Raw genomic sequence first — 17,010 nt, 5'->3', positions numbered from 1 at the left:
GGGGACTTTCCAGGTCTTCGGCGAACTTGGCTATAAGATCCACTATGGCAAAGCCCTGTTCGAACCTTATGCGGGTCTTGCCTATGTTCGCCTGAAGACCGACGGATTTGATGAGAAGGGCCAGACTGCTGCCACCCTTTCGGTTCAGTCTGACACGACGGAAACCAGCTTCTCAACGCTTGGCCTCCGCGCATCAACAGAGTTTCTTCTGGGCAGCATCACGGCAACGGCGCGAACCGATCTTGGCTGGCGCCATGCCTATGGCGACATCACGCCGGTTTCCACCGCGAGCTTCATCGGCTCGAACGCATTCTCAGTCTCCGGTCTTCCGATCGCTGAAGATGCAGCTCTCATCGAAGCAGGACTTGATTTCAAGCTGACCGACGATGCCACCCTCGGCCTGTCCTATAACGGCCAGTTTGCTTCCGGCGCCAAACAGAACGGATTCAATGCGAAACTCAGTGTGAGCTTTTGAATTGGAGTCCGCCTATGGCTATCATCCAGTGATCAAGAATGGCCAATCCAGGCAAAAAATACCCGAACAGATGGATCAACAGCCCTTCGGTGCCAAGGGCCTCATTAAGGCCACGAAGCCGCTCGGATGTTAGGCTACGCACTGCCCTCCTCCATTTTTTCAAGCGAAAGATGCCACGAGACTAATCGACTTGTGGCGTACGATCATTATCTAATAATGAAATCGCTTCCGTTCGCGCCCTTCCAACCCAGTCGAGGCGTGCCGCATTTTTCATTAAATGTCTGAGTGTGCTTTGTAACGACACAGTCTGCCGCTGAAATTTGGGATCTTTGTCCAGAGCTGGCGCAACCAGCTCCAACTATCATTACCGAAACAAGTATCACGATTTGGATAGACTTCATTACCATTTATATAACTCTTACTTTGTTTTTCCGAATTCGAACAATGAAGCGCCATCTCGGCGTTTGAACGCCTTGAATGAGCTCACATTCTTTATTGTTGACGATTTATACAAAATATGTGAGCGTTTACTCACATTGTCTACTCGCATTAGGAAATCGAGAACATGGCCAAGCTCAACGCTACAAATCCCAGAAAAGCCGCCTCACAAGAGAGGTCGAAAATGACCGTCGAGGCGATACTGGATGCCACTGCTCGCGTTTTGGTGCGCGATGGATATGCGCGGGCCAGCACAAATCGCGTCGCTGCAGTAGCGGGAGTGAGCATTGGATCGCTCTACCAGTATTTTCCCAATAAGGAGTCGCTTGTGGCTGCGCTCGTCGCAAGGCACAATCGTGAAATTCTGGCTCTGCTGGAAAACGCCATGCAAGAATGCGCGTCAGACGACCTGAACAGCGCCATGCGGGAGCTCATTCGCGCGATGATTGCTGCGCACCGGGTTAATCCTGAGCTCCACCGCATCTTGAAAGAAGAAGTTCCCCGTATTGGAAAACTTGCCGAGGTGGAAGCCATCCGAAAGGACACGCTCCATCTGGTCCGGCATTATCTGGAGCAATGTAAGGAAGACGTTCAGCTCAATGACCTCGATACGGCTGCGTTTATATGCGTAACGACAGTGGAGACGTTGACCCATGCCATCGTTCTCAATGACTGCGGCCACTCCCTCTCGGACGAGGCCGATATTGTCGAGCACATCACCAGGATGATTGCGGGATATCTGGGCACTCCACCAATACCGATCCGTGCTATTTTGAAAGAAGCGGCCTGATCACAAAGGTTCAAGATGCGCTCCAACCGCCGCAACGACTATTTCTGGGGCCGGTGCCCTCATAAAATGGGGGCGTGGGCACGCTTTATCTTGATCGATCCAATTCCTGTTCCGGTGGCACAACTATCTCACAAGGAACAGTCGTGGCCAACCGCGCCACGGACGAGAGCATGACACGTTTGGTAATGACGCAATCACTCTCAATGGCGGAACCTTGCACGCGGCGGTTGACGGCGCGACCATAAACAGTACCGCGCAACCCTGCCGCCTGGCTGATGCATGTGGCGAAGTACCGCGCGCTAGACCGGCAGCGTCGCACCACGCTGATCGACGGCGAGCATCGCGAACCGGCAATCGACCTCACGGAACTGGTACAGGCCGATCCCGATATCGAAGCCAGGCTTGATGAAGTCATTGATGATGACCTGTTGCGGCTGATCTTTACGGCCTGCCATCCCCCGTTGCCCGCCGAGCAGCGCCAGGCTCTTGGGCGGTTTATCGATACCGGAAGTGGCGCACGCCATTTTCGTATCTGAAGCCACCGTCGTTCAACGCATCGACAGCTGTCTTCGAAACCCCTCAGGGCCGTGAACGACGGCAGCGGCATTCCACCGTGCTGGAAGTGGTTTGTCTAATTTTCAACGAGGGTTATATGGCAAGCGAATGCGCACACTGGCTGGTGCGGATCTTTGCCATGAAGCGCTGCGCCTCGGGCGCCCGCTTGCGGCATTGATGCCAAACAAGCCCGATGTCCACGGTCTTGCCGTCCCTATGGAATGGTAGGCATCGCGCTTTGCCGCGCGCTCCGACAAGGCAGGAAACCCGATCCTCCTGCTGGTCAGGATCGCAGCCGCCGCACTGGTCGCAGATCCGGAGCGGCCCAGACGGCCTGAACCGCGCCATGGCCGTCACCCCGGCGCCTATCAACTTCAGGCGATGATCGCATCTTGCCAGCGCGCGCGCCTCCCGCCGAGACCGAATGGATCGCCTTTGCCGCTTGTTATCAGGCGCTGGCGCTCGTTGCGCGATCCCCATTGTTGAACTGACCGGCGATGCGCGCGAACGGGCCCTGCTTCTGGCCCACGCTATCGCAACCAGTTCATAACGCTTGGGACGTCCTGGTTGTTCTTGCGTCAGGCATTTCCGGAGCTGTTGTCTCGATCGAACAGCGACAAACTACAACAGACCTTCGATACATTAAACGAGCGGATTGGTTTTAGTTTTAGTAGTACACCGTAACGTTGAGGTTCGAACGCTTTCACGGTACCCACAGTTTCGATTTCAAAACATGCCCCCTCTTCCAAGCTGATTAGATTTTCCCGCCAACCCGAGACGCCCCTTTCCACATCACCTGCAGAGGATAATTCGCAGGCACCAGGCGGGAATGGCCATGTCGGTTACGATGATGTCCCGGTTGCGGTGTGCAGAACGGAGTTCGTTAGCGTATTCGTCAACTCAAAGCATGTTGAGATCTGTTTGCTTTCATCAACGACAAGAGCATTTGCGCGATGGAGAACTCCCCTACTCGTGCTTTGTGGGTTAGAGAACGCAAATAACCGCCGGCTGATCCGATTTCTCTTATGCGCTGTAGAATGCCGGCAATTGTCGCTGACAATCCTTCAACGCCCATGACCTGACAGGCTTCATGATAGGCTGATCGCGTGATGCCGAGGAAAGCTGAAACAGTTCTCGTTGCTTCAATTAAATCACGCCAAGACGTAATGCCGGTTGGTTTGTAATCCTTGATGTCAGGACATGCTCTGAGCACCGTATCGAGGGAGATCTGTTTCGTGGGGTCGGGTTTGCTGGTTTTAATCGTGGTCTCGGTGAATGATGAAGAAGACGCCTTCAAATCATTCATTTTTATATTTTGAGATTCAAAATGGGATTCAGGCAGGGATTCAATATGATGCCGCTCATTTTGGTTGTGATTGGTGCTCATTTCCTCAATATTGTTCATCTGAATCAACGCTTTATCAATTTCTGCCCGTAATGCGGTCAGCTTGTCTAGAATGTCTTGAAGTTCTGTCGTTGAAGCACGGCGGGGGATGGCGTCAACGATCACGCGAAAGCGCAAATGAACATTCTGCCAGAAGGTGGATGGAGAATCAGCCAGTGCTGCGTTGATCATTTGGGTGAGGTCTCGTCGCTGCAAGGTGATCTGTTCACGCTTACGTTTGAGGAGCGCTGCGTCGGCCTGTATTCGCTTGGCGGCTTGCGAGATTTCCTCTGCACGATAGAGAAGCGGCGCTAGTGAAAAGCCAAAAGCTTCTTCTACCTGTCCGGCCTCGTTTTTATACGCATAGCGCTTGCCATTGGGACTATCGCGTCGCGCAATCAGGCCGCTCTCGATGAGAGTAGCAATATGGCGACGAACAGTCGATTCCGGCATCCCATGCGCTCGCAAGGAGAGCTGACGATTGGAAGGAAAAACAACAAGTCCGTTTTTGACGGTGATTTCATTCTCGGGAAGAAACGACAGCAACGAGCTTATCACCGCCAGACAGCGATCGTTGATCCCGAACACTGACTTGGCAATGCAAAGCTCTTTATAGATCGCCCAACGGTTGACCGTCTTGCCATCTAATTTGGTTGGTGACGAAGGCTTCAATTGGCCAAACGCCATCCTTCGCCCACGAAATGTGGACGTTATTGACTCCAGAATTTGCATTTCCTCTTACCTTTTTTCAGGCAAAAGAAATTCAGCCGCCATAATGACGTTATGACTCTTGACACTGATTCATGGAAATGCGATTCTCGGAGTGCTTAAATCTGAGGAAGGCTTCCATGCGGCAACGTTTTGGGGGCCTTTTTCTTTTGCGTTTTAGTCTCCTGGGTTATGTATCGGTTAGATCGAGTGCTGAAGGCTTATGCTTCCCAGGCTATTTGGGTGCTTCGCTGGCCTTATATTCAGCATAGAGCTCTTCAAGTCGCGACTGGATAAAGTCGGCAAATTGCGGAGCCGCCTTGTCATTGAAGGTGAACTGTACATTTTTGCCAGCTCGTTTGATGGAGACAGGCTGAATACCGTCACCGAGAACAGGTGATAGAACAGCATTCTTTTGACGCTTATCCTTCGACGCTGACAATTTGAGCGCATCGAATACGAATTGAAATCGATCGTCTGAAGGCAACGTGGAAAAGCCAGCGCTACCTATGGCGTCCGTTGCGACAGCTTCGCCGACAGTTGTCAAAAGGCCAACGAACTCCTCCCAGCGCGTACGCCCGATGGATGGTGCACGGCCAATCTTGCGGATGATCTCTTCGGGAATCGACTTAATGATCGTTATCATCTTGGACAGGATGGCTTTATCAATGCCGGTGGACTGATAAAGCGTTTCTCGCGAATAGCCCTGCCCCTCCAAAATATAGGCAAAGAAAGCCTTTTCGATGAAGGAGAGGTTTGAACGCGTATTGTTTTCCTGGCCCTGATGAATAACCAGTTCTTCATCGGTGAGTTGTTTGACAACCGCTCTGACCTTGATGCCGAGCGCTTTAATCGCTGCGACGCGCCGATGGCCATAAGCGATCTGAAACCGATCCGCATTCTGTGGGTGAGGGCGCACCAGAATTGGCACCAGCTGCCCGCTGTCGCGGATCTGCTCAATGAGCTTTGTTTGGTCCTCATCGTCAAATCCCAGACGATCGGAGACGAACGAACTGTCAATCAGATCGGGATCAAGTTCGACGATGGTTTGACCAGTTGAAAGCTGACGTTCGATTTCATCGGCGCGGGCGGACCGTTCGTTGATCTTTTCAAGAGACTGCGAAATTGCGCCAAGCGCCGCTGGACGATTTGCACGGTCTCGATCCAAACCTGCAAGCGGCCTCGCCTGCTCGAAGGACGCATGTGTGGAGCGATCGTCAGTTTTCTGCGATGGCTCGGTCTGTTCAGAAAAGTCGAAAATATTCTTGCGGGCCATGGTTAGTTACGCCCCCAGGTCTGGCGAATTAGGTCTTCAATCTCAGCGTTGACAGATGTCAACGATTCCAGCGCGCGATCATAAGTACCGCGGGAGAATGCAGAACGATCAACTTCATAAAGGGTCTGTTTTGTCAGGCCCGCGTCGGAAATAGCGGTCGATTTCAGCATCGGGGTTTCAAGAACACGGTTGCCAAATATCGAGCGCATGAAGCCTGCCATCTGATTTTGTGGCGCGTCGTTAGGCTCATAGCGGGTGATCAGATAACGCATCCAGTCATATTGCGTATTCCCACCAGCGCGCTCAACAACAGCGAGGAGGTCGGACGTCATATGCAGAAACTGGTTCATCGACATAACATCAAGCATCTGTGGGTGGACGGTGATTAAAACCGATGTGGCCGCGCACAAGGCGGACAGGGTCAGGAAGCCCATCTGCGGCGGGCAATCAATCACAACGACATCGTAAAGATCTTCGACTACCGCAAGGCAACTGCCGATGCGTGAGAAGAACATGGCTTCATTCTTCTGCTCAGCCAGAACCTTGGGCGTTTCGTGCTCAAATTCCATGAGCTCGAGATTGCCCGGAATGACATGCAATCCCGGCGTATAGGTCGATCGGACAATATCCGTAATCTCACGTCGTTCCGCATCATAGCGAATGGCGCCATACAGCGTATCATTGACGCGCACGTCAAGCTCAGGCTGATGGCCGAACATCGCCGAAAGTGAGGCTTGCGGATCGAGATCAATGGCCAGAACCCGATATCCGCGCAAAGCCAGATACTGGGCGAGGTGGGCCGACGTAGTGGTTTTTGCAGAGCCACCCTTAAAGTTCATGACCGAAATGATCTGCAACTTCTCGCCGTTGCGACGATGACGGATATATTTGCCGTGCGTCTTGGGAGAGTTGTCATCCAGCAATTGCCGAATGGCGTGGATGTCCTGAATGGAATACATCCGCCGACCATTGCTCTGGGGCGCTGGTCCGTGGCCTTCCGATACGATCTGCCGGAGGTAGCCTTCCGCCACGCCTATAAAAGATGCAGCTTCCGCGGGCGTGAATGAGCGAATCGATTTCTGCGCTGTTGGCGGAAAAATGCGCATTTGATGCGCCTGAAGTCGCTTCGACAGCTCTTCAGCGTCGGCTTCAATCAAAGACTGAAGGCTGCTATGAGGTTGCGGAGATGCTGTCGGGTTTTGGTGCATGGCTCGTCCTTATCAGCGCATATTCAGTAAAACGTAACAAATATGCGCTGACAAAGATGCCCCGATTCTGTCTTCACCGCAATTTGTTTTTAGTTAATGAATAGTTAACATCAAGCAAAGCAATTATCGGGACTAAACGATTTTACTGACGAGCAATCTGGTGGTAATTTAATCTTCCGTCATGTGTTGTTTACGTTGACAGCTGTCAATGTTGCCGGAAATGCGCTGACAACTGGGTCTGACGCAGATTGGTGAAGAATAAATCTGTCTAGAGCCGAGCCGGCATTTCTGAAAAACTCACGAGATTGCCAGGATTTCAATTTCATTGTTGCCCAAAATGACGATATCGCCAAGTGATTTACCGCTGACGGATCGTGCCAGCGGCGAAACGAACGATATCGTGCCAGACTTCGGATTAGCTTCGTCCTCGCCGACTATCTGATAAGTTTGGCGCGCCCCGCCATCCCTGCTGATAGATATAACGCAGCCGAAACCAACATTCGATGGATATTGTGGTGTTGGTACGAGCTGCGCTGAATGAAGGTGGGCTGCATAGTATCGGAGATCACGCATTGGATGTGCGGTCTGCCGGCGGCGTTCTGAGATGTCTTCGATCGAATTTGCGACTTCATACGCATCTCGCGCCTTCTGAAGCTCCTCCTGCAGCAGTAGCAAGCCCTTCTCTGTCACAAGATTGGGGTGAGGCGAGATTTCACGATCTGGCAATATCGTTTCCGAAGCTGCTTCTGCGCTCTCTTCTTTGGCGAAGGCGACACTCATAGAAAAACTCCTGCCAGTTGTTGAAGGCGATGATAACCGATTCTTACTTAGCCCACAGCATGAAGACTTGGACCTACGATCAGGGTCGAATGCCCATGCCGGACGATTCCGGTGCGTTATTCATGTCGTGATAGGGCTCTCACATATGGATGGAATGCGGTGAAAGTGCTGTTATGGGTGGCAAAGAGTTGTTTGCGCTGACGCGTTGACAGCTGTCAATTTCAGTTTCGATTGAATATGGCGGGCGTGGGCAATAACGAAACGAGCGCAGTCGTACGCACGAGTAAAACGTTTGCAGTTTCAAACAATTTTTTAGTTATACTAACGTGTCTCCAAGCATGAATAATTTGTCTCGCCGTCATCTCAAGGCCGACCGTCAGGTTGCCGACTTTACTGTTGGGCCGTTTGCTGCGGTCATATAATTGAATTGACGGGGCGCATCGACTGATATTGCTGATCGTAGGAGTATTGCTGGACTGGGCGAGAATATCGAATAACTACACGGGTTGAGGTTGCCCTCAGTCTCACAGGTTGTACACGGCATTCCAACCCAGCGCGCAAAACGAGACGCGCATGAATGAGTGTTTATAAAGGTACTGGGGGCGATGGATTGCGATGAAATCAAGCTATTGAAATTATGGTGAAAAATTTCGCAAACAAAAGCTAAGTGGATCTTAAATTTAGCTCGAGCGATTGTCTGTTTTTAATTTTTTTGGAGGAGTGTTCCAGTTCGAACTTTGCCGCGTGAGCCAGGGCGTAACGCAGCATTCGATACGCAACTCTATAACTGATTGACACCAAAAAATCTACAGCTGTGTTTGCGCAAAGACCCAAAGAATCTCTTTTCGACCGGCTAAAAGGCATCAGACGTGCTGGGCCCCTCATGTGCGAACGGCTCCGGCGAAAGCCTTATAGCGATCATTTCCGGACTGTTTCAGTGCGGAATGTTGGGGTGCTCGGGTGGAAGATGATCCCCGATAATGTGGGAAACCGCATTCGATAGGTGTCGTAGTGCGATACCAACAATGGCGTAATGTTCAGCCCATAATCGTCGATTAGCCTAGGCGACCTTGTATATTGGTGATGTTCCTCTGACGGCGCGCATAACCTACCCCTTTAACAAACAGAACGGAGTTTCCGATCCCAGCATTTCCGTTTCAGGAATGCTGGTCTCGAGTGCTCAAGCCCGGGTGATTGGCTTTGCTTTCGCCGGCTGGTTTGTGGGGGATGTGCGTTGATTGCGTATTTGGTCGGATTAATTGGAGAGCGAGTTGAACAGGCGCCTGTGGTTCGGACAGGACTGGCCTCTTGGAAGAATAGCCCGGCGTCGGTCATAAATCTCGACATAACCAAGGCGGTCTTGTTAGTCGCAGCCGGTCTCGCCCTCACAGCGCCGGCAGACGCCCAGACTGCTTGCACGTCGTCGCCATGCACGGGCGCTACGGTTGTTGACGCGAACTCAGCCGACTATTTCCCCAACATATCCGGTTCCACCTGGCTGTTTCGGGATACAAGCCTGCTCAACGCGACAGCAACCAGTGCTATTAGCGGTGGTACGCAAGCATTCTATAATTCGAGCGCGCTGAACGCCACCGCGATGAACTCCATTATTGGCGGATCGCAATATTTCAACGACCTCAGCAGTCTCAATGCGTCACAATCATTCGCCATTGCCGGCGGCGGGCAGAGCTTCTACGACACCAGCACGCTAAATGCATCGGCGACAAATGCGATTAGTGGCGGCTTTCAGTATTTCAACGCCAGCAGCAGGCTGGACGTAACAACGGCAGGCGGCCTCAGTGGCGGGCAGCAGGTTTTTTATGACACCAGCGCGTTGAACGCCGCGACAGCGAACGCCATCGTTGGCGGTTCGCAGTTTTTCAATGGCAGCAGTCATCTAAATGCGACCGCATCAAGCGCAGTCAACGGTGGAACGCAGAGTTTTTACATTAATAGCGTCATGGCGTTGACAGCTGCCAACGCGCTGAGCGGTGGTGAGCAATATTTCAATGACAACAGCGTGTTGGATGCTGGCGTGGGCGAAGCGGTCGGTGGCGGCTCGCAACATTTCTACAATCTCAGTGTCTTGAATGCGTCGGCGGCCAATGCTGTCAACGGTGGCGCTCGGGAGTTTCACGATAGCAGCGTTTTCAACGTTTCCGCCACCAGCGGTCTGAGCGGTGGCGCTCAGACCCTCTATGGCAATAGCACGCTTAATGTTCTGGCCACCAATGCTGTGACGTCAGGTGTTGGCGTCAATTTCGACAATCTGCCGGGTGGCGTTGGGGGAACCATCAAACTCAATGGGTTTAGTACAACCGTCGGCGCTATCAACAGTATTGGCGCAGGCGCTGGTCTCGTTGAAAATGGCGCGGCGACAAGCAGTGTCTTGACCATTGACGGTTCGTCTGTCGGCCCGTCACAATTTTCCGGCGTGATTCAAGATGGCGGCAGCGGTCGGCTGGCTCTGCAACTCAACAGCGGCGTGCTGACGCTTGGTGGTATCAACAGTTTTTCAGGCGGCACGACGATAGCGGGGGGCGTGTTGCAGGTGTTGCGCGATGATAATCTCGGCGATCCGACCGGTGGCCTGATTTTCAACGGCGGCGCATTGGCGACGACGGCGAGTGTCCAGACGAGCCGGTCGATCACGCTTACGCAGGCCGGAATTTTCGATGTGCTGGATAATACCGACCTCACCGTGAACGGTGTCATATCGGGACAGGATGATCTCGTGAAGGTGGGGGCAGGGACGCTTCAACTCACAAATAGCGGTAATAGCTATCGCAACACGGTCATTGAGGCGGGTCGTCTCGTCGGCAATTCGGAAACGATTGCGGGCAATATCGCAAATGCGGGTGTCGTCGTTTTCGCGCAGGCAGCTGATGGCAATTTTGCCGGAAATATAGCGGGCGCAAGCGGGGTTGCCGGAACGATGATCAAGGAAGGATCTGGCAGCCTTATCTTGAGTGGCGCGTCAGATCTCAACTGGATCGTACAGGAGGGCGACCTGACTTCCAGCGCGGAACGTTTCTCCGGCGATGTCTCTATTGCTGCCGCGGCCGCATTTACATTCGATCAGGTGACCAGCGCGCAGTTTACCGGTCTGTTGACGGGTGAGGGGACTTTCATCAAGGCTGGACCTGGAACGCTCGCCTATAACGGCGAAAGCCCCGGATTTGCGGGCATGACCAAAGTGTCCGCAGGCGGCTTGATTGTCGGATCGGATGATAGTCACAGCAATGCGGTTTTGGGTGGCTCCTTCATTATAGGAGACGGTGCCTTGGTTGGTGGGCATGGCTCCATCGGTTCGGGCAGTGGGTCGCTGGTCGACATTTTGACTGGCGCAACTTTGTCGTCTGGCAATTCGATTGGTACGTTGACAATCAACGGAGACCTGACGCTTCAAAGTGGATCGACTTTCGCCGTTGATATTGCAGGCGCTGGCATGAGCGATCTGACGCATGTGACCGGCGCAACCACGATTTTGGGCGGAAATGTCAGCGTGACCGCCCTTGATCCTGCCACCAGGTATCAAAGCGGACAGACCTATACGATCCTCACCTCGGATGGCGGAATAAACGGCGCTTTTGAGGATACAGTATCGAAGTCGGCCTTTATCAATGCAAACGAGACCTATGATCTCAACAACGTTAATCTGACAATTGCTGTCAAAAATGTCGGTCAGACGGATGGGGGAGGTGTCGACCCGACCTCGGGCACACCGCCACCGGCGCTCTTCGCAACTGTTTCGGAAACGAGGAACCAGATCGCGACGGCAAAGGCGCTGGATACGCTGCAGCAGTCGGGGCCATCTCTCGAACTTTACAACAGATTGTTGATGCTCAGCGCAGACGAGGCGCGATCTGCTTTTAACCTTCTGTCCGGCGAAGCCTATGCTTCAACGAAAGCAGCACTCATCGAAGGAAGCGCCGTTATTCGCGACGCCATGAACAGTCGTTTGCGATCAACCGAGAGCTTCGTGCTGTCGCCCTCCGCAACTCTACTTTCCTATGGTCCCGAGAGTGGCTCGACTGCCGCCAGGCCGGACGCGTTTGCGGCGATAACATCCACGGCTCGCGAGCAAAATTATAACGCCTGGATTCAGGGCTATGGTAACTGGGCTTCAATCGACGGCAACGGAAACACTGCGGGGCTTGACTACAATACCGGCGGCTTCGTTGCGGGAGTAGACGGTACAGTATTCGATAATTGGCGTCTTGGATTGCTGGCGGGCTATAGCCGGACAACATTCGATGTGGATGGGCGCGCATCCTCGGGGCAAAGCGATAATTATACATTGGGCGCCTATGCCGGTTCGTCCTGGAAACTGAACAATGGCAATGCAATCGCCTTCCGCACCGGGCTTGCCTATACGTGGCACGAAATCGAGCTCGACCGATTTGACATTTTTCCGGGCTTTTCCGATAGTCTGAACAGCGATTATCACGCCAGCACGTTTCAGGCTTTTGGCGAACTTGCCTATCAATGGGGCAGGGAAGACACGCCTTTGGAAGCGTTTGCCAATCTTGCTTATGTGCATCACCGCACGGATGGCTTCAATGAAGCGGGAAGAACGGCGGCGCGGCTCTCTGTCGATAGCGATACGATGGACACAGCTTTCACGACCATCGGCTTGCGGGCGTCACGACATTTCATGCTGGGCAATGTATCGGCCAATGCGCACGGGTCTATTGGCTGGCGTCACGCCTATGGCGATATCGACACAGGTTCGACGAACAGTTTCATCGGGTCATCCGCCTTCACGGTTTACGGAGCGCCCATCGCGAAGGACGCCGCGCTCATCGAGGCTGGCCTGAACTTCAATCTTTCCCGCAGCGCCAAGCTTGGGGTCAATTATACCGGCCAGATTGGTTCTCACGCCTATCAACAGGGTGTAAACGCCGTGCTTAGGGTGAGGTTTTGACCGGGGCGGAAATCGCGGCGGCAATTGCTTTGCGCAGCTCATCGACATCGATGGGCTTATGCAGCATGAGTGCCCCGCTGGCATTGACCTCCCTCAATCGCGCGGGAGAGGTATCTCCGGTGACGATAATCGCCGGCAAAGGTCGGCCGACCACCGAGCGCAGTGTTTGAATGGCGTCGAGCCCGGTAACGCCACCGCCCAGCCGATAGTCGGCAATGATCAAATCGACCGGCGCGTCCCCACTCTCCAGGGCTGCCGCATAGGATGCCTGGGCCTCGGTGACTGAGCGCCCCGGATAAATCCGGTGTCCATCAAGGTGAAGCAGTTGCTCCATGGCGTCGATAACATCTTTCTCGTCATCAATGACGATGACGCCGAGCGCGGTTTCCACTTCGAGCGGCAGATGCCCTGGCGGGTTTGCTTGGTCTTCGTCGCGGGTTTGGGGAACCGTGAGCGAGAACATTGAGCCTCGGCCCGGAATGGACACGAGTTTCAACGGATGTCCCAGCAGCATGGCTGTGCGCCGGACTATGGCGAGCCCTAGTCCCAGACCTTGCGACCGGTCGCGCGCCGGATTTTGCAGTTGGACAAACTCCTCGAAAATCTTCGCCTGTTGATCGGTTGGAATACCGGGGCCGGTATCGAAGACCTGAATTTCGATCGCATCGCCGCGTCTGCGACAGCCAAGGAGGATGCGACCTTGCTTGGTGTATCGAAAAGCATTCGATAGAAAGTTGTTCAGGATGCGTTTGAGCATCATCGGATCGCTGTCGACATAAAGATCGCTCTCGACAACATGCCACTGAAGTCCGCGTTGCTCAGCTTCCAGCGCAAATTCGTCATGCAGGTCGTGAAATAGTACCGACAGAGAAACCGGTTCGTTCACCACCGTTACAATGCCCGCGTCGAGCCGCGAAATATCGAGCAGCTCGTTTAAAAGTCCGCTCAGATCGTGGACGACGGATTTTGCCTTTCCGGCGAGATCGCGTGCATCGCTGGATGCAACATTGCCGCGCTGCCCCAAGACTCCGAGCGTAGATATCAGCAGGCTCAATGCGTGGATCGGTTGGCGAAGATCGTGGCTTGCCGCCGCCAGAAAACGTGTCTTGGCCCTGTCGGCGCGCTGCGCCCGGTCCGTCTCCTCCTGCAAATGCTCGACCAGATTTTCGTTTTCCAGTCGCAGGCGAATGGTCTCGTGCAGCATGCGATAGGTGATCCGGCAATAATAGAAATTGATGGCGACAAGCGAAGCGAGCAGAAACAGGAAGGCGCCAGAAATTTCGCTTTCGCTGGTGATGCAACGCACCGCTATCGGTATGACCGTCGCGATGATTGACCCGACCAGCGCTGGTGGAAAGGCCGAGAGCGAAGGCACCGTGCCACAGACAAGTCCGGTCAGGACGATGACGGTGAAGGACAGAACGATTGGCGCTTCCGGCAGAAATCCCGCCCATCCCAGCCCGCCCCACAACAGGCCAGATATCCAGGAAAAGCTCGCGGCAAGCCACGCCCAGCGCTGAATGGACTGCGCGTCTCTTTGGCGGCTAAAGAATTGGCGTGATGCGAAAACACGGATTGCGGTCAGCAAATAAAGCGCGCCAAGCCATCCGGCGATCCAACTCGTCGGCACAGCATTTTTCAGAACATAGATCGCACCGAGAGAAATAACGACGTTCGAGATAATGACGCCATAGGAATTTCGGTACAAAAGCTCCGTGAGAGCCTGACGTATCCTGTCTTCCTGCATCCGTCCTCCCAATATGTTGCATTGTCGTCTGTTGCGCAGTGATATACTTAAATTATTGATCGATCAGTAACTTGCCGCCAATAAGTTGTGATTTGAACGATTTGCGCCAATGGGCGCCAATGCAAGGTGAATGACAGCCGGATGACCCGTCCTCTTACCGCCATTCTTGCCGACGACCACGCTATCGTGCGTCAGGGGCTGAAGCTTCTGGTTTCCGTGATGGACGGCATCTCCGTCATCGCGGAAGCCAATGATGGAACGTCCGTTATGGAGCATGTGCGCAGTGCAGGGGCCGATCTGCTCATTCTAGACCTCGGCATGCCAGGGGTCGCCGGAATTCAATTCATCTCGGAAATAAAAGCTGTTGCGCCTAGACTGAAAATATTGATCTTGACCGCGAATGTTGAGCCCAGAACAATTCGCGCCGCGATGGAAGCCGGGGCCAGCGCCTATCTTACAAAGGACGGCGATCCGGAAGAAATCGGCGCCGCCATCGACGCTGTCAGAAATGGCAAGACCTATCTGGCCCAGTCCATCCGTTTTGCGGTCACGGGGGCGACGGGCAGCAGCTCTGAGCCCGCGCCGGATATTCTGTCGCCGATCCCGCTGACGCGCCGCGAACGTCAAATTCTGGCGCTGGTCGCGCAGGGTCTGACTGCGCGGGATGTGGCAACGCGACTGGGGATCAGTCCGCTGACCGCACGCAAGCATCGCGAAAACCTGATGCGGAAGCTTAATCTCCATAGTTCTGCCGAGCTGACGGCCTATGCCGTTCGCCTCGGATTGCCGACCACGTAACGGGCACATCGCCGGAGATTTGCTGGGGTCAGCTAGCTTCCGAGCGCCGCAGCAATCCCCACGATCATTGGTCCCATGAGGGGCAGGAGAACATTGGAAATCGCATAGGTGACCGTGTATCCGATGACCGGCGTCGAATTCCCGGCCTGGGACACAAGTGCGCTGATCGTTGGCGTACTGCAATGCTGACCAGCGATTGCGCCAAGAAGAATTGGTGTCTCGATCTTCATCAGTTTCGCGCCGACAAAAAGTGACACGAGAGCCGGAACGAAGGAAACGATCAGGCCAAGGATCGGCAGGATCAGTCCGTATTGAAGGACAAGATCGATCGCCTCGGGTCCGGCGCTTAACCCGATGGCGGCGATGAATGTCGCCAGTCCGAAATCTTTCGCAAATTCAGCGGCAGGAACCGGAAACCCGCCGCGCGCCGGATTTCGCATGTTGAGCCAACCGAAGACAAGGCCAGCGATCAAGGCGCCGCCGCCTGACCCTAACGTCAGCTCCCAGCCGCGAATATTGAGAGAGAAGTTGCCCAGCAGAAGACCGGCGACGATCCCCAGTCCGAGAAAGACAAAATCTGTGCTGGCGACTTTGGGCAACGGCTTACCCAATGCATGCACCGCGCGCGTAACCACCTCTTCCTGTCCATAAAGCGTCAGAACATCTCCTTCATGGAGAACCGTACCGGGCAATGCCGGGATATTCTGCCCTAACCGGCGGATATTTGATATGAACACGCCACGCCGCAATTCTGGCGAAGCCGAATGGCGCAACTGGCGAATTTGACGCCCAAATGCGTCAGCCCGGATGAGAACCACTTCACGGGTCACCAGCGCCAGACTGGTGCCGTCCGGCACGGGAACTTCGTCTCCAAATGAATCCTGAATGGCGATAACCGCGTTACGGCGTCCGTGTACAATGACAATGTCATCCGGCTTCAAAAGGAACGCAGGGTCTGTTTGAACAATTTTCTTATGTCGGCGCACACGTTCAATCGTGACAGTCCAGTTCCAGCCTTTCTCCAAATCGCCAACCGTCAGTCCGCCGAGGGAGCCAGCCCTGAAAGCACGGGCGACGAACATAGGTAACCCCTCGACCTGATCGTCGTCCTCATCCTCCGAATCCAGTTTTCTGGCGAGCGCCTGCGCTTCGGTTTTGAGATCGACCTTCAAAAGTATCGGCGCAAGCTGGGTCGTGAACACCACGATCGCCAAAAGCCCGAACAGATAGGTGAGGCTGTAAGCGGTGGCGACATTGGCCTGCAATTGTTCAATCTCTTCTGGCGAGATGGGCAGACGGGAAATCGTTTGTGACGCTGTGCCGATGACCGCGGATTCCGTCGCGGACCCTGCGAAAAGGCCGGTTGCCGTTCCGATATCGAGCTTGAACAGAATGATCGCAATCGAAACCAGCAAAGTGACGCATACAACTTCGATGATGGAAAAAATTCCATACCGCCACCCACCTTGAATATTGGCGAAAAACTGAGGTCCCGCCGTAAATCCGAGAGCGTAGATGAAAAGAGTGAAGGCGCTGTCCTTCAGGTCCGGCGAAATGCGGACGCCAAGTTGCCCGATTGCTAGCGCCGCCAGCAATGTCCCGCAAACCCCGCCCAATCGAACCGGGCCAATGCGCAAGCGGCCGATGAGGTAGCCTATTGCAAGGGAAGCAAATAGCGCCACCACAGGGTCAGTGAGAAAATACAACGCGGACCCCCAGGCTTGCAAACTTATATTTTATTGCTGATGCATAACTAATATAATAATTCAGTTTTTCTGTCTGTCCAGATTCTTGAAAGTGCTTTTATAGCAATTTTTTAGATGATTACTTGGAATTGGCCGCCTTGCGTTTCCTGATACCGCCGTCCGGCGTTGTCGGAAACAGGACGCATATCCGTAAAGGTTAATTCAGCGGTAGCTCGTTC

12 protein-coding genes are annotated in these 17,010 nt (G+C 53.8%); 6 read left to right on the top strand and 6 right to left on the bottom strand.

Annotation, left to right across the window (positions count from 1 at the left end; genetic code table 11):
• The 4 genes from D8666_RS23230 to D8666_RS24060 all read left to right on the top strand — a co-directional run.
• Nucleotides 1-475, top strand: a 475-nt coding sequence (locus D8666_RS23230; RefSeq protein ID WP_121539600.1) for an autotransporter outer membrane beta-barrel domain-containing protein, incomplete at its 5' end; no start/stop codon positions are given.
• Between the two features lie 565 nt (nucleotides 476-1,040).
• Nucleotides 1,041-1,703 carry a TetR/AcrR family transcriptional regulator gene (locus D8666_RS23225; RefSeq protein WP_167836177.1) on the top strand — a complete coding sequence of 221 codons (663 nt, stop codon included), beginning with the start codon at nucleotides 1,041-1,043 and terminating at the stop codon, nucleotides 1,701-1,703.
• Nucleotides 1,704-1,777: 74 nt separating this feature from the next.
• Entirely contained in the window at nucleotides 1,778-1,948 is a 171-nt protein-coding gene (locus tag D8666_RS24670) for a hypothetical protein (protein ID WP_109366383.1), read from the top strand.
• A 36-nt stretch (nucleotides 1,949-1,984) separates the two neighbouring features.
• Entirely contained in the window at nucleotides 1,985-2,239 is a 255-nt protein-coding gene (locus tag D8666_RS24060) for a hypothetical protein (RefSeq protein WP_147438029.1), read from the top strand.
• Between the two features lie 914 nt (nucleotides 2,240-3,153).
• Here D8666_RS24060 and repC read toward each other — a convergent pair.
• The 4 genes from repC to greA form a co-directional block, all read right to left on the bottom strand.
• The gene (gene repC / locus D8666_RS23215; protein ID WP_121539599.1) at nucleotides 3,154-4,374 is read right to left on the bottom strand and encodes a plasmid replication protein RepC; all 1,221 of its coding nucleotides are present in this window, start codon (nucleotides 4,372-4,374) and stop codon (nucleotides 3,154-3,156) included.
• A 211-nt stretch (nucleotides 4,375-4,585) separates the two neighbouring features.
• Nucleotides 4,586-5,626, bottom strand: coding sequence for a plasmid partitioning protein RepB (gene repB / locus D8666_RS23210; RefSeq protein WP_109365579.1), 1,041 nt, complete (start codon nucleotides 5,624-5,626; stop codon nucleotides 4,586-4,588).
• Nucleotides 5,627-5,628: 2 nt separating this feature from the next.
• Nucleotides 5,629-6,834 carry a plasmid partitioning protein RepA gene (repA, locus tag D8666_RS23205; RefSeq protein ID WP_109365580.1) on the bottom strand — a complete coding sequence of 402 codons (1,206 nt, stop codon included), beginning with the start codon at nucleotides 6,832-6,834 and terminating at the stop codon, nucleotides 5,629-5,631.
• A 297-nt stretch (nucleotides 6,835-7,131) separates the two neighbouring features.
• A complete protein-coding gene (gene greA / locus D8666_RS23200; protein WP_121539598.1) occupies nucleotides 7,132-7,614 on the bottom strand; it encodes a transcription elongation factor GreA in 483 nt (160 codons plus the stop codon).
• A gap of 1,360 nt (nucleotides 7,615-8,974) precedes the next feature.
• On the opposite strand from greA, the gene D8666_RS23195 reads away from it, so the two are divergent.
• Nucleotides 8,975-12,541, top strand: a complete 3,567-nt coding sequence (locus D8666_RS23195; protein ID WP_147438028.1) for an autotransporter domain-containing protein — start codon at nucleotides 8,975-8,977, stop codon at nucleotides 12,539-12,541.
• On the opposite strand, the gene D8666_RS23190 is transcribed toward D8666_RS23195, so the two are convergent.
• A complete protein-coding gene (locus tag D8666_RS23190) occupies nucleotides 12,525-14,288 on the bottom strand; it encodes an ATP-binding response regulator (protein WP_109365583.1) in 1,764 nt (587 codons plus the stop codon). The genes D8666_RS23195 and D8666_RS23190 overlap by 17 nt on opposite strands.
• A gap of 141 nt (nucleotides 14,289-14,429) precedes the next feature.
• On the opposite strand from D8666_RS23190, the gene D8666_RS23185 reads away from it, so the two are divergent.
• Nucleotides 14,430-15,086 carry a response regulator gene (locus D8666_RS23185; RefSeq protein WP_121539596.1) on the top strand — a complete coding sequence of 219 codons (657 nt, stop codon included), beginning with the start codon at nucleotides 14,430-14,432 and terminating at the stop codon, nucleotides 15,084-15,086.
• A gap of 32 nt (nucleotides 15,087-15,118) precedes the next feature.
• On the opposite strand, the gene aspT is transcribed toward D8666_RS23185, so the two are convergent.
• Nucleotides 15,119-16,792, bottom strand: coding sequence for an aspartate-alanine antiporter (gene aspT / locus D8666_RS23180; protein WP_121539595.1), 1,674 nt, complete (start codon nucleotides 16,790-16,792; stop codon nucleotides 15,119-15,121).
• Nucleotides 16,793-17,010 lie beyond the last annotated feature (218 nt).

The sequence above is a fragment of the Ochrobactrum soli genome (assembly GCF_003664555.1).
GTDB lineage: Bacteria > Pseudomonadota > Alphaproteobacteria > Rhizobiales > Rhizobiaceae > Brucella > Brucella teleogrylli.
This window is presented reverse-complemented; position numbering and strand designations above follow the sequence as displayed.